This is a genomic window from Acinetobacter sp. SwsAc6, assembly GCF_013391565.1.
Taxonomy (GTDB): domain Bacteria; phylum Pseudomonadota; class Gammaproteobacteria; order Pseudomonadales; family Moraxellaceae; genus Acinetobacter; species Acinetobacter cumulans.
This window is the reverse complement of record NZ_JACAXE010000005.1, coordinates 17,666-31,589: the sequence shown is the minus strand read 5'-3', so window position 1 is coordinate 31,589 and position 13,924 is coordinate 17,666. Positions and strand designations below refer to the sequence as shown.

Below are 13,924 nucleotides of genomic sequence, written 5' to 3'. Positions count from 1 at the left end.
AGACCTCAGCTTGCTTTTGGCATGTCTTGATCTTGTCGTTCAGCTACAGGTGTTGCTTTATAAAATAATGCAGCATGAAATAAGGTCGATTGTTGTTCAAGTTCGGCTGTAAATTCTTGCACCAAACGCTGAAAATAACGATGTGCGAATAATGCTGGAATTGCAATTAGCATACCCGCCGCTGTCGTAATCAAAGCCTTTGAAATACCCGGCATCATCAGTACTGGATCACTATTCGTACCTACATCAATCATTAAAAATGATTCAATAATACCCAGCACTGTACCCAACAAACCTAGTAATGGCGCTACTGCACTTAGTGTACCCAAGAAATTTACATTTTTTTCTAAAAAACCAATTTCTTGAGAAGCCACAGCTTCCATTTGAGCACTGGCATATTGCTGTGCTTGGTCTTTGCTTTCATAGCCAGCTAAAAAAATACGGCCAAGCGTACTGTCTTGTAGCGCTTGGCTTTGGCGCATAACCTTTACAACTTGATCTGCACTTTGATTTTTTTTCATTAACAATGCAGTGGGTAATACTGTCGATTTTTTCAAGCGAATAAATCGCTCAATCGTAATAGCTACGGTAAAAATCGAACAAAGTACCAAGGGTAGCATCAGCCACCCACCTGCTTTGACTAATTCCCACATTTGATTTTCCCCAATAAATCGAAATACAAAATTAATCTGCGAAGCAAATATTTAAAATACCATCCAACTCTTCGAGTGAATGATAATTAATCACCAACTTGCCTTTGCCTTGTTTGTTATGGTCGATTTTAACATCGGCACCAAAACGATCAGATAAACGTTGTGTTAATTGCTGAATATCTGAAGATGCTGCTTGTTTTTCTTTGACTTGTTTTGGCGCATTCATGTCTCGCACCAATTGTTCGGTTTGACGCACAGACAAGCTCTTTTCAATCACATGTTCAGCCACTTTAAGCTGATCTTTGGCTTTTAGCGTCAAAATTGCACGTGCATGACCCATGTCTAAAAGGCTTTGTTGCATAAAGTCTTTTACAGGCTCAGCTAAAGTTAATAAGCGTAGTAAATTACTTACTGTCGTACGTGCTTTACCCACTGTATCGGCAATTTCTTGATGGCTTAAACCAAACTCATCATGGAATCGTTGTAATGCCATCGCCTGATCAATTGGATTTAAGTCTTGACGTTGAATGTTTTCAATTAAAGCCAAAGCAATTGCAACTTGGTCCGTTAAATCGCGAACAATTGCAGGCACTTCCGTTAAACCGGCCAACTGTGCGGCACGCCAACGACGCTCACCTGCAATAATTTCATACAGGTACTTTTCATCTTCAATTGGACGAATCACAATTGGCTGCATCACACCGTGTTTTTCGATTGATGCCGCTAATTCTTGTAAGTCTTGCTCATTAATATAACGACGTGGCTGATATTCGCCACGTTTGAGTAAATGAACATCAATTTGTTTGAGCTGACCATGGTCCAAAGATTGTGCTTCGAGTTGCAACTTTTCTTTTTGAATGGAACCAAGCAACGCGTCTAGACCACGACCTTTCGCTAATCCGCGTTTTTTTACTGTCATGCTTTAATTCCTTTTTTTACTTTGCTTTTCTTTAACATTTCAGCAGCAAGGTTTAAATATGCCACTGCACCCTTCGAGCTTTTCTCAAAATAAATGACTGGCAAACCATGCGCAGGTGCTTCTGCTAAACGAATATTACGTGGAATAACCGTCTCATATAGCTTCTTGCCAAAATATTGTTCTAGTTCTGCTGAAACATCACGTGTCAAAGCATTTCGCGCATCATACATGGTGCGTAAAACACCTACAATTTGTAAGTCTGGGTTTAATGCTTGCTGAATACGATCAATCGTTTGCGTTAAATCAGCCAAACCTTCCAAAGCGTAGTATTCACATTGCATTGGAATAATCACGCCATCCACTGCAGCCAAAGCATTCACCGTAATCAAGCTTAAACTTGGCGCGCAATCGACAATAATATAATCAAATTTATCTTCAACCTCTTTTAAGGCTTCACGTAAGATAAATTCACGGCCAGGCTGCTCCGCAATTGCAAGCTCAACACCTGCTAAATCACGGTTTGCACCCAATACCTTATAACCAACTTCAGCTTTACTAATTGCTGTTTCAATCGGCATTTCGCCCAGCAATACATCAGTTACCGAATACAGCAGATCATTTTTTTGAATGCCAGAACCCATCGTCGCATTGCCTTGTGAATCCATATCCACAAGTAATACGCGTTTTTTAAGTACGGCCAATGATGCAGCCAAATTTACTGCGGTTGTAGTTTTACCGACACCACCTTTCTGGTTCGCAATCGCAATAATCTGTGCCATGGTAACCCCAAATCCTTTGAAAAAATTAAATACGTTTTAACAGCAACAAGTGACGCTGTTCATCCAAACGTGGAACTTTTAACTCAATAATTTTACAGCTAAATTGATCTTTAAAAGCTTCGACTTCTTCGCTTGGAATCAGCCCTTTCATAGAAGCAATAATGCTGTTGTCATGCATAAATGGAAGTGACGCATGAATAAAATCTGTTAATGAGGCAAAAGCACGGCTGGTAATGACATCAAATTTACCAAGCTCTTGAATGCTGTCTTCATTTTCGACACGTGTTTGTACTGCGACTACATTACTCAATTTTAAATCTGCAATAAATTGCTTTAAGAAGCGAATTTTCTTGCCATTTGAGTCAAGTAATACACATTGGCGTTCAGGCTGACACAAGGCAATAATCATACCCGGCATACCCCCACCTGTACCAATATCTAAAAGACGACCTGCAGGTAAATCTTTTAAAATACTAAGGCTATCTAGTAAATGCTTAACCAACATTTCTTTTGGATCACGAATCGCAGTCAAGTTATATGCTTTATTCCATAACACCAAAGCATCTTGGTATTTGAGTAATAAATTTAAAGCTTCATCGCTTAAGCTTAAACCTAAAGCCTGACTACCTTGCTTGAGTTCTTGAAAAAAAGTATGCATAACCAATTTACGTCTCGAAAATTTAGATGGAAGTATAACGATTTATCCTGCCTGTCACAGCAGGATGTGTCTAGCGAATATGCACTTAAACGTACATCCCTTCACGAATCTGGAGATTTAGTGCACTTAAACGCTCAGGAGTGCCTACATCTACCCAAACCGCCTGCATTTTTTCTGCAGCAATTTTTCCGTCGTGCATGGCCTGTTTTAAGAGTGGCGCCAATGGACGTTTACCCGCCTCTAGGCCATCGAACATCTTAGGATCAATCACAGCAACTCCACTATAAGTGAGTGCCTCTCCCGCATGTGCCTGCTCAAAGGTGTAAGCACGGCCAGCATCCAATGTAAAATCACCCTTTGGATGTTGCTCAGGATTTTCTACAAACACTAAATGTGCTAAATCATCATTTAGTTGCACATCTAAGAGTGATGCAAAATCAAATGTCGTCCACACATCGCCATTGACCAAAATAAATGGCTCTGTCCCTAGAAGTGCTAAGGCATTAATAATACCGCCCGCTGTTTCTAAACCTTCCAATTCACGTGTCCAACGTATATCGACACCAAATTGTGAACCATCGCCGAGAGCGCCTATCAATACATCCGCCAACCATGCCGAGTTAATTACAATTTCAGTCACACCAATAGATTTAAGTTTCTCGATATGCCAAACAATTAAAGGCTTACCCCCCACTTCCAACAATGGTTTCGGTTTATATAGCGTTAAAGGTCGCATGCGGTTGCCCAACCCAGCAGCTAAAATCATGGCTTTCATTATGCTTCAACCTCGTATTTGCCATATTTCTCTTCAAATTTTGGCAACACTTTAGCCTGAATAAACTGCATAAATGGTTGTAATTCTGCATACGGCTTACTTTCTTCGAGCAAATACCACATCACACGCGGTAAATCTTTTAAATAACCAGACTTACCATCACGCTCAAACAAGCGAACAAAAATACCCAAAATTTTAATATGGCGCTGAATTGCCATTAAATCTGCGTCTTTTTTAAATTGCTCAAAGTCACGACCTTCTTTTGCAGACACAGGAAGTAGATCATAAAATACTTTAAACCACGTATAGACACGCTCAGGATTCCATTGCACATAAGCATCTCGTGTAATCGAAATCAGATCGTAAGTATCTGCACCAATTACGGCATCTTGAAAATCAATGACACCTTGCTCTGACTCACCTTCCAATAACATCAGATTACGACTATGAAAATCACGATGCACAATAACTTGAGGCTGTGCTAAAGCAGCATTGGCTAAAATAGCAAAAGTTCGCTTAATTAAAGCACTTTCAGCTTCAGTTGGTTGGATCTTAAGTGAAGGAAGTAGCCAATCTGTAAGTAATTCCATTTCTGAAATGAGTTTTTCGTAAGCATACTCAGGGAAATGACCTTGACCCGCAATCGATTGTAATTGAATTAACTGTTTGAAACTTTGTGCATAATGCGCATCTACTGTTTCATCATTTAATTTTGTAGACAGCAATACATCACCAAAATCTTCCAACAATAAAAGACCTAAATCAAAGTCTTTCGCCACAATATGTGGTACACGTACACCATGTGCATCGAAAAATTCATCAATCGTCACAAAAGGCACACAATCTTCTTTTTCTGGAGGTGCATCCATGAGCATAAATGTTTTATTATTCAATTTGATTCGTGCATAACGACGAAAGCTAGCATCGCCTGCTAAAAAATGAGTTTCAAATTGATCTGAACCGAGTACAGATGTCATCCATGATTGTATCAATTGTTCACGTTGTGTATTCATTTGCGATTATTTCTAAAACAGGCTGAGTTTTTAAAGTGCTAAGTGTAGCCACTTATCAACTTTTTCTCTATGATGCGACAATAATTAATTGCAATTAAGCATACTTGGTTAATGAGACAAATGAAGCATCAGTTTAAATTTAATCCTTTAGCGACTGCGATCTTAACTCTACTTTGCGGTAGTTCCATCACGGGCTATGCCGCTGACCAGACTGCTTCGACTGTCACTAATGCAGAGCTTAAAAAAAGCATTACTGAAACCTACCCTGGCCAAAAGTTTTTTGAACAATACTATATAGATAAATCTGCGCCTGAAGCGCAGCAACGCCAAGGCCATCAACTGAGTTCAGCTTATTGCCAAGGTGCTTGGGTAACTCCAATTGCTTCAGACACAAAAGCAGCTTCTCCTGAAACTGCAACGTCTACAATTACTGCAGATTATGGTCATTTTGATCCAAACGGCGACTCAACTCTTGAAGGCAATGTCGTTATTGATCAAGAAGGCCGTCAAATTCGTGCTGATCAAATCAAAATTGATAAAACTAAAACCTATGCAAATGCTTCAGGCAATGTGCAAATGGCCCAATCTGGGCTACTGTCACAAAGTGACAATGTCGATTACAACCTCAAAACCCAACAAGGCGATTTAAATAACAGCCTTTATATTGCTGAGCAGCAACATGCTCACGGTCGTGCAGATAAAATTTCACGTACATCAACATCTACACTGGAATTGGATAACGCAACCTACACCACATGTCCACCAGATGAAAAGCCCACTTGGAAAATTCAAGCAGACCATATTAAGCTGAATCAAGAAACGGGTCGTGGTGAAACCAAAGGCACTAAACTTTATGTAAAAGACGTGCCAGTGATGGCCGTTCCATATTTCAACTTCCCAATTGATGAGCGTCGTACCACGGGTATTTTGACTCCAAGCTTTGGTTTTACCAATGATGGTGGTTTAGAGCTTGGTGTACCTGTTTATTTAAATTTAGCACCCAATTACGATGCCACTATTACACCTCGTTTCTTGGCAGACCGCGGTGCAATGCTTGAAGCTGAATTCCGTTACCTTACCCAAAACTTTGGACAAGGCTTAATTTCTGGGGGTGCATTACCATCAGATAGTGGCTACAACGATAAAGATCGAAAATTCTTACACGCTGAACACAATTGGCAAATTAACGACCAATTTAGTACGAACCTCGATTATAACTACGCCTCTGATAAAGACTATTTTGCAGATTTAAATAACAACCCAAACTCTAGAACCGACCTAAACTTACGTCGTGCTTGGGAACTGAACTACAAACACGGTATTCCTGGTTTAAAGGCTCAGCTTAAAGTCGAAGACTTCCAAACATTAGATAAAACCGTAAAAGACGAAGATCGCCCTTACGCGCGTTTACCGCAATTCTTGGTTAACTATAAAACGGGTAATCCACTCGGTTTACAATATGAGTTTAACCACGACACGGCTTACTTCAAAAAAGACATTAATGACTACAGCATTTATAACAATAATTTAAATTCGTTTGAGCCAAGCGGTACGCGTATTTATAACGACTTCTCTGTTCGTTACAACTATCGCACCCCTTTTGCATTTGTGATTCCTGAAGCAACTGTACGTAACGTCAACACCTTCTTTGATAAGAACACGATTGACTACTTACAAAGCAATGGTAACAACGCTGTACAAACCAACTCTTCAAATGAAACCAAATCTATTACCGTACCACAATTTACTTTAGATGCTGGCTTAATCTTTGAAAAGCAAGGTAAGTTCTTACAGACTTTGACACCGCGTGTGTTCTACGCATATTCACCATATCGCAATCAGGACTCACACCCAAACTTTGACTCTGCTACAGCCTCTGTAAGCTATGACCAATTATTTAGCCCATACCGCTTCTATGGTCATGACCGCTTAGAAGACAACAACTTCACATCATTAGGCTTAAGTTATAGCTTGTTTGATGATGTTGGCTTAGAACGCTTAAAAGCAAGTGTTGGTCAAAGCTTCTACTTTGAAGATCGTCGTGTCACACTCAACAACACCAGCGATGATTTTGATCGTGAACGACACACTGGCCCTGTTGTTAGCTTAACTAGCCAATTATCAGAGCGCTTTACCATCAATGCCAATAGTGCATGGATGGCAAACGGTGATAATGCCGAACGTGATATTCAAGCCTATTACACAAGTGATAAGGGTAGCCTATACAACCTAGGCTATTTTAACCGTCGTGCTATTCCAAACCGCCAAGATCACTACGATCAAGTAGTAGCGTCATTTATTCAACCTGTACACAATAACTGGCGTATTATTGGTCATGCACAATATGACTTAGACAACAGTGTTGCCCGTGAATATCTGCTTGGCGTGAACTATGAATCATGCTGTTGGGGTGTTTCTGTCTATGGTCGTTCATACTACAACGACTTAGATAACGTGAAAGATGACGGTGTTAACCCAAAACGTGCCATTATGGCTGAGTTCACCTTAAAAGGCTTAGGTGGCTTTAATAACAAACTTTCATCATTGCTTGAAAACCGTATTTTAGGTTTTAACAATATCAATCAAAATTGGACTGAACGTTAATGAAGACAACACAATTAAAACGCATTTTTAAAGCAACAACGCTCGCACTTTGTTTGAGTGCTGCAGTACCTGTTTTTGCTGCTGGCCAACCTAAAGATGAAGTTGTTGCTGTTGTCGATAATGGTGTGATTTTACGCAGTGACTTAGAGCAAAGCATTTCAGAACTCACACACCAATTACAGGCACAGAAAAAAACTGTTCCACCAGAACAATATTTACAACAACAAGCACTTGAACAGCTGATTGCGCGCCAAGCACAATTAGAACAGGTAAAGCGCTATAACATTAAACCAGATGAAAAAAGCCTTAATGAAGCTGTATTAAAGGTTGCTAAAGATTCAGGTTCTACTAGTCTTGAAGCTTTCCAACAAAAATTAGATGCCCTATCACCGAATACTTATGCAGGTCTACGCAATCGTATTGCAGAAGATTTAGCGATTAATCGCTTACGCCAACAAATTGTGACTTCACGTATTCACATTTCTGATTCGGACGTAAAAAACTTCTTAAACTCACCGCAAGGCCAAGCTGCCATTGGCAGTCAAGCGCATGTGTTACATGTTCGTATTTCTGGAACAGACCAAGCCGCTGTAGAAAAAACAGCAAATCTAGTGAAAGCCGAACTCAATAACTCCAATGATGTTAAAGCCATTAATCAAAAATTTAGTACCAATGGTGTTAAAGTTGAAGGCGCAGATATGGGTTTCCGTAGCTTATCAGACATCCCTGCTGAATTAGCTGCACGTGTGAGTACACTCCAAGAAGGCCAAACCACAGAACTGATTCCTGTACGTGATGGTACTCATGTCTTAAAGCTTATTGAACGCAAAGGCGCAGACCAAAAAGCGATTGTTTCACAATTTCAAACTCGCCACATTCTGATCCAACCTTCTGAAGTGGTTAGCCCTGAAGATGCTAAACAGCAAATTGATAGTATTTATACACGTTTAAAAAATGGGGAAGACTTTGCAGTTTTGGCAGGAACTTTCTCCAATGACCCTGGTTCTGCACGTGATGGCGGTAGCTTGGGCTGGGTAACGCCTGGTATGATGGTTCCAGAATTTGATGCAAAAATGCAATCTACGCCAAAAGGCCAAATTACTGAACCTTTCCAAACTCAATTTGGTTGGCATATTCTGCAAGTGACAGACACTCGCCAACAAGACATGACGAAAGAATACCAAGAACGCATGGCCCGCCAGATTCTTGGAGAACGTCAATTTGATGCTGAATTAGACAGCTGGTTACGTGAAACGCGTAACAATGCTTTTGTAGACATCAAAGATCCTTCTTTAGATCGTAAAAATAATCGCTCTTAATATTAGAGCAAAAAAAACCAGCACTCGATGCTGGTTTTTTTCTTAATTTTTAAAATTAAGTCATAAAAAATCCTCTCAATTGAGAGGCTTTTTTATGAAGTATCAATTAACGATTATTTTCGTCTTCTTGAGAATCTTCAAATTTTGATTCGCCATCAAAGCCAGCAGATTGACCACCGAAGCCACCTTGACCACCGAAGCCACCTTGACCACCGAAGCCACCTTGACCGCCGAAGCCACCTTGACCGCCGAAGCCACCTTGACCACCGAAGCCACCTTGACCACCGAAGCTACCTTGACCACCGAAGCCACCTTGTTGACCGCCACCGAAGCCGCCTTGTTGACCGCCACCGAAGCCACCTTGTTGACCGCCAAAGCCAGCCGCGCCTTGAGCACCAGCAGGAGCACCAGCAGGACGTGGATTACGTGCAGGAACTACTGTAGAAATCGCATGTTTGTAAACCATTTGGCTTACAGTATTTTTTAATAAAACTACATATTGGTCAAAAGATTCAATATGACCTTGTAACTTAATACCGTTCACAAGGAAAATAGAAACAGGAATACGTTCCTTACGGAGAGAATTCAAGAACGGATCTTGTAAAGTTTGACCTTTAGACATGTTATAACTCCAAAAAATTTAAAAATCAGCGCAAAAACTACCTTTGATTTTTCAATTAAAAATTATAAAAAAGGTAGTACCCAAATTTTGCTTTATCCGTAACAGTTTCGCAAGTCTTCTTGAGCCTGCTTAATCGTTAAATATGTTGTAAATTTATGCGTTTCTTGCAAAGATCTTAACCATGTGTATTGACGTTTTGCAAGTTGTCGTGTTGCAAATAGAGCTCTATCCTCCATTTCTTTACGATTTACGATACTTTTATCACTATTTTTTAAAAATTCCATGGCTTGTCGATACCCGACTGAGCGCATCGAAGGTAAATCCTCGTTTAAATCGTATTTTTTCATGAGTTCTTCAACCTCATTTAAAAATCCGATATCCCACATAATCTCGAGACGTTTTTCTATTCTTTTATGCAACTCTATACGATCAGGTAGCAAAGCGTAATTATGAAAAGTGTATCGATATGGTAAGTTCTTCGGTTGTTCAGCTTGAAGCTGTGTAATTGGTTTACCTGTCAGCTTAAATACTTCGAGTGCGCGAATAATGCGTTGCTTATCACTCACCTTAAATCTCTGACCTGCCAATGGGTCAACCTGACACAAATGCGCATATACAGCATCCCAGCCATCTCGCTCACCCATCGCTTCAATTTCTGCACGAACTGCATAATCTGCACTTGGTAAATTACTCGATAAGCCTTCAAGCAATGCTTTGAAATACAACATGGTTCCACCCACTAATATTGGGGTTTTTCCACGTGTGTGCATATCATCAATCAGTGCAGATGCATCTTCAACAAAGCTTGCCGCTGAATACACTTCAAGTGGTGAAATAATATCAATCAAATGATGCGGGAATTGAGCCAATTCATCTTTTGTCGGCTTTGCCGTACCAATATCCATATCTTGGTAAACCAGCGCAGAATCGACGGAAATCAACTCAAAATCACCTTGCTCGTATAATTCGCATGCCAAAGCAGTTTTCCCGCTTGCAGTTGGTCCCATTAAATTGATGACCGGCAATTGATTTGACATGTAAAACTACTCTCCTCGAGCAAAAAGTTTATCAAGTTGAGCCAATGGAAAGGCACGCCATGTAGGACGGCCATGATTACATTGGCTGGCAAATTCGGTTTGCTCCATTTGGCGAAGCAAAGCATTCATTTCAGAAAGGCTGAGTATTCGATGTGCGCGTACTGCCCCATGACAAGCCATACCCGCTAAAATTTCATCGCGACGTTGCAATAAACCTTGCGCTTGATCAGTCGGATCTAAATCATTTAGCAATTCAGGTACTAAGGCTTCCAGATTTGCTTTATGTAAAATCGCAGGCACACCACGTACAATCACTTGCTCATCACCATATTGGTCGATTTCCAAGCCAAAACGAGCCAATTGATCTCTTAGATCATCAACTCGCATCGCTTGCATGCGACTAATATGAACAACTTTAGGAATTAATAGCTGCTGTGACATCCAAAATTCAGGCTTATCCCAAGCAGCTTTCATTTGTTGCAACACAATACGCTCATGCGCAGCATGCATATCAACAATAATCAAACCTTCAGTATTTTGCGCCAAAATATAAATACCATGTAGCTGTGCAATCGCAATACCCAATGGATGCTCATCTACTTTAGACGCAATATGTGCCTCTAAACTCATCTCTTGCGCTGTAGCACTTGATGTATCTTCAGTTGCTCGAAGTGGTGCCAAATAACTTTGCAAAGCGTTATTTAGCCGTACAGAGCCACCTAATTGTGCATTGTACTGATAAGCAGTCGCTGTCGCTTGTGTACCATCACGGCGCATTTCTGGTACAGTCCGATCAAACTGAAAGTTTCCATCATGTTGCGGCATTGTCGGCGTCAAAGTCTGAGCTTGCGTAGTGGCCTGCTTATGCAAGTCAAACTGCTCTTGATAACGTGGTTGAGGCGCATGCTGTACAATTGACTGTTCAATATCTTGCTTCATTGCAGAGGATAATTCTGCTGAAGCCGTTTGAAATTGAGCCAAGGTTTTTTTTGCAGAATGTCGCACAAACTCATGCACTTCGCGTTGGTTTAAAAAACGAATTTCATGTTTGGTTGGATGAACATTGACATCAATATTTTCAGGGTCAACTTCTAAAAAGAGCAAATAGGCCGCATGTTGATGCCCATGCAAAATTCCCTCATAAGCCATACGCAAAGCATGAGAAATTGTCTTATCTTTCACAATACGGCCATTCACATAGACATATTGTAAATCTGCCTGCGCTCGCGCATCAGATGGATGGCCTAACCAACCACTCAAACGCATACTGATGCTGTCCGCATCCATCCAATATGCATTTTCAGTAAACTGACGCCCTAAGAGCTGTTGAACTCGCTGAAACCGTAGTTCACCACTATCAGCTATCGGTAAATTCAGCTTAATGCTGTTGTTATGTTCAAGTACAAAACGAATATCAAAATGGGTCAGTGCTAGACGACGCACGATTTCTTCAATATGACCAAATTCAGTACCGGGTTTCTTTAAAAATTTACGTCGTGCAGGAACATTAAAAAATAAATCTTGTACCCGAATGTGTGTGCCCCGTGGCGCTGCTACTGCTTGAATTTGTTGGTGATCAAATGCCGTACCATTTACCTCTACCTGATAACCGACCCCTTCATCCGTCTGACTACTGGTTAAGGTTAAGCGAGATACAGCTGCAATCGAAGCTAAGGCTTCTCCACGAAAGCCAAGACTGACAATTGCCTGCAAATCTTCAGCTGACTGAATTTTACTGGTTGCATGACGCATCACAGCTAAAGGTAAATCTTCAGGGTGAATGCCACGGCCGTTGTCTATAATTTCAATGAGTGTACTGCCACCCTGCTCAACCCGAACAATCAGTTCTGTGGTTCCTGCATCAATGGCATTTTCCAGTAATTCTTTGACCACAGATGAAGGGCGTTCAATCACTTCACCTGCTGCAATTTGGTTAGCTAATGCAGGCTCAAGTGTGCGAATACGGCGTACACTCAATTCACTCATGAAAAACGGTTCTCTAAAGCTGTTTTTAAACTGTCTGAAGCAAAGCTTAAAGTCGCATAGCGCGTTAGCTCATCTTCAGACTTTTCAATATTAATCAACAATTCTGGCGCAGGAATTTCATCACCACCTTTCGATGGCCATTCAAACAAAAATAACGCATTTGGGGTTTCGAGATAATCGCGAATACCCATCAGTTCTAATTCATAAGGATCATTTAAACGATACAAGTCAAAATGAAAAATATCTTGCCCTTGGATATTATAGGGTTCAACCAAGGTATAAGTTGGGCTTTTTACCGCACCTTGATGTCCCAAAGCTTGCATAAAATAACGTGTTAAGGTTGTTTTTCCTGCACCGAGGTCACCAATTAAATGTATAACACCTGAGTTAAAATGCTGTGCCAAAACTTGTGCTAAGTTCTGTGTATCTTCTTCATTGTTTAAAACCAAATTAAATGAATACTGCATAATACTCACGACACCAATATAAAGATTGATTATGATAGCATTGCATGGCTTTAAAAGCCTATTTTCGCCTATCAGTTTGTGTATTTTTTCACGGCTTAACGCTCTCATCATCTCCTATTGAATATGCCCATGCTTCTTTCTAATTTCATACCACCTATGATTAATGGCGTAAGTGCCAGTAAAGTGTTTTTAAAAGCTTTACAGCCACAACCACAGAGCATTTACCAATACTTGTGCCTTGAATTTCCACATATTGAGGCGCAAGAATGGTTACAACGTTTTCAAGATGGGCTGATCTTTGATGCGCAAGGGCAAAAACTCAATGCAAATAGTCCCTTTCAGCCAAATAGCCACGTGTTTTACTATCGGTTTTTAACACATGAAATTCATGTGCCTTTTAAACACCATATTATTTTTGAAAATGAACACTTTATTGCCGTAGACAAACCCCACTTTCTCACTATTAGTCCCACAGGACAATATGTACAAGAAACGCTTTTGGTTCGCTTAAAGAAACAAACTAGCATTGAGCATCTCACGCCAATTCATCGTCTTGACCGTGAAACTGCAGGGATTGTTTTATTTTCAAAGTGCATTGAAAGTCGCGGTATCTATCAGCAGTTATTTGCCGATCGTAAAGTGCAAAAAACCTATCATGCGATTGCACCCTATCTACCCACTTTAAAACTGCCACTTACGCTTCGTTTAAGAATGGAAAAAGGTGAGCCATTTTATACCATGCGTCAAATAGAAGGCGTAGCCAATAGTGAAACAGAAATTCAACTCTTAGAGCATAATCAGCAGTGGGCAAAATACCTACTCAAACCGCATACTGGTAAACAACATCAACTCCGTTTACACCTTAGCCACTTGGGTATTCCGATTCAAAATGACCCATTTTATCCGCAAGTCAAGCACAAAGCTGATCATGACTTTAGCGCACCACTACAATTACTTGCCAAGCATATTAAGTTTATCGACCCTTTATCTAAACAGCAGATCTCTTTAAGCTCCACATTTGACCTCACACTGTCATCTTAATGTCATTACAAATAATTCATATTTTTATGAGTTGAAGGATTGAATTTGGCG

At 40.4% G+C, this 13,924-nt stretch carries 13 protein-coding genes; 3 read left to right on the top strand and 10 right to left on the bottom strand.

Annotation, left to right across the window (positions count from 1 at the left end):
• Positions 1-5: 5 nt before the first annotated feature.
• From HYG93_RS04830 to HYG93_RS04805, 6 genes are all read right to left on the bottom strand, one after another.
• Positions 6-653, bottom strand: a complete 648-nt coding sequence (locus HYG93_RS04830; RefSeq protein WP_106985812.1) for a MotA/TolQ/ExbB proton channel family protein — start codon at positions 651-653, stop codon at positions 6-8.
• A 31-nt stretch (positions 654-684) separates the two neighbouring features.
• Positions 685-1,572: a ParB/RepB/Spo0J family partition protein gene (locus tag HYG93_RS04825; RefSeq protein ID WP_106985813.1), complete on the bottom strand. Its 888-nt coding sequence runs from the start codon at positions 1,570-1,572 to the stop codon at positions 685-687.
• On the bottom strand, positions 1,569-2,351 hold the full coding sequence (locus HYG93_RS04820) for a ParA family protein (protein WP_106985814.1): 783 nt from the start codon (positions 2,349-2,351) through the stop codon (positions 1,569-1,571). Before HYG93_RS04820 ends, HYG93_RS04825 begins: the two co-directional genes overlap by 4 nt.
• A 25-nt stretch (positions 2,352-2,376) precedes the next feature.
• On the bottom strand, positions 2,377-3,009 hold the full coding sequence (rsmG, locus tag HYG93_RS04815; protein WP_106985815.1) for a 16S rRNA (guanine(527)-N(7))-methyltransferase RsmG: 633 nt from the start codon (positions 3,007-3,009) through the stop codon (positions 2,377-2,379).
• 85 nt (positions 3,010-3,094) lie between these two features.
• Positions 3,095-3,784 carry an N-acetylmuramate alpha-1-phosphate uridylyltransferase MurU gene (gene murU, locus HYG93_RS04810; protein WP_106985816.1) on the bottom strand — a complete coding sequence of 230 codons (690 nt, stop codon included), beginning with the start codon at positions 3,782-3,784 and terminating at the stop codon, positions 3,095-3,097.
• Positions 3,784-4,797: an aminoglycoside phosphotransferase family protein gene (locus HYG93_RS04805; RefSeq protein WP_106985817.1), complete on the bottom strand. Its 1,014-nt coding sequence runs from the start codon at positions 4,795-4,797 to the stop codon at positions 3,784-3,786. Before HYG93_RS04805 ends, murU begins: the two co-directional genes overlap by 1 nt.
• 120 nt (positions 4,798-4,917) lie before the next feature.
• Here HYG93_RS04805 and HYG93_RS04800 point away from each other — a divergent pair, with 120 nt between their 5' ends.
• Together HYG93_RS04800 and HYG93_RS04795 are read left to right on the top strand one after the other, a co-directional pair.
• Complete coding sequence (locus HYG93_RS04800; RefSeq protein ID WP_106985837.1) at positions 4,918-7,401, top strand: LPS-assembly protein LptD; 2,484 nt, start codon at positions 4,918-4,920, stop codon at positions 7,399-7,401.
• Complete coding sequence (locus tag HYG93_RS04795) at positions 7,401-8,720, top strand: peptidylprolyl isomerase (protein ID WP_106985818.1); 1,320 nt, start codon at positions 7,401-7,403, stop codon at positions 8,718-8,720. The genes HYG93_RS04800 and HYG93_RS04795 overlap by 1 nt, the downstream gene beginning before the upstream one ends.
• A gap of 106 nt (positions 8,721-8,826) precedes the next feature.
• On the opposite strand, the gene hfq is transcribed toward HYG93_RS04795, so the two are convergent.
• The 4 genes from hfq to tsaE form a co-directional block, all read right to left on the bottom strand.
• The gene (gene hfq / locus HYG93_RS04790; RefSeq protein WP_106985819.1) at positions 8,827-9,342 is read right to left on the bottom strand and encodes an RNA chaperone Hfq; all 516 of its coding nucleotides are present in this window, start codon (positions 9,340-9,342) and stop codon (positions 8,827-8,829) included.
• Positions 9,343-9,434: 92 nt separating this feature from the next.
• Positions 9,435-10,379 (bottom strand): tRNA (adenosine(37)-N6)-dimethylallyltransferase MiaA, encoded by a 945-nt coding sequence (gene miaA / locus HYG93_RS04785; RefSeq protein ID WP_106985820.1) that lies wholly within the window; start codon positions 10,377-10,379, stop codon positions 9,435-9,437.
• Positions 10,380-10,385: 6 nt separating this feature from the next.
• Positions 10,386-12,365, bottom strand: a complete 1,980-nt coding sequence (mutL, locus tag HYG93_RS04780) for a DNA mismatch repair endonuclease MutL (RefSeq protein WP_106985821.1) — start codon at positions 12,363-12,365, stop codon at positions 10,386-10,388.
• Positions 12,362-12,832 (bottom strand): tRNA (adenosine(37)-N6)-threonylcarbamoyltransferase complex ATPase subunit type 1 TsaE, encoded by a 471-nt coding sequence (gene tsaE / locus HYG93_RS04775; RefSeq protein WP_106985822.1) that lies wholly within the window; start codon positions 12,830-12,832, stop codon positions 12,362-12,364. Before tsaE ends, mutL begins: the two co-directional genes overlap by 4 nt.
• A gap of 129 nt (positions 12,833-12,961) precedes the next feature.
• Here tsaE and HYG93_RS04770 point away from each other — a divergent pair, with 129 nt between their 5' ends.
• Positions 12,962-13,873: a pseudouridine synthase gene (locus HYG93_RS04770; RefSeq protein WP_227865891.1), complete on the top strand. Its 912-nt coding sequence runs from the start codon at positions 12,962-12,964 to the stop codon at positions 13,871-13,873.
• Positions 13,874-13,924: the final 51 nt, after the last annotated feature.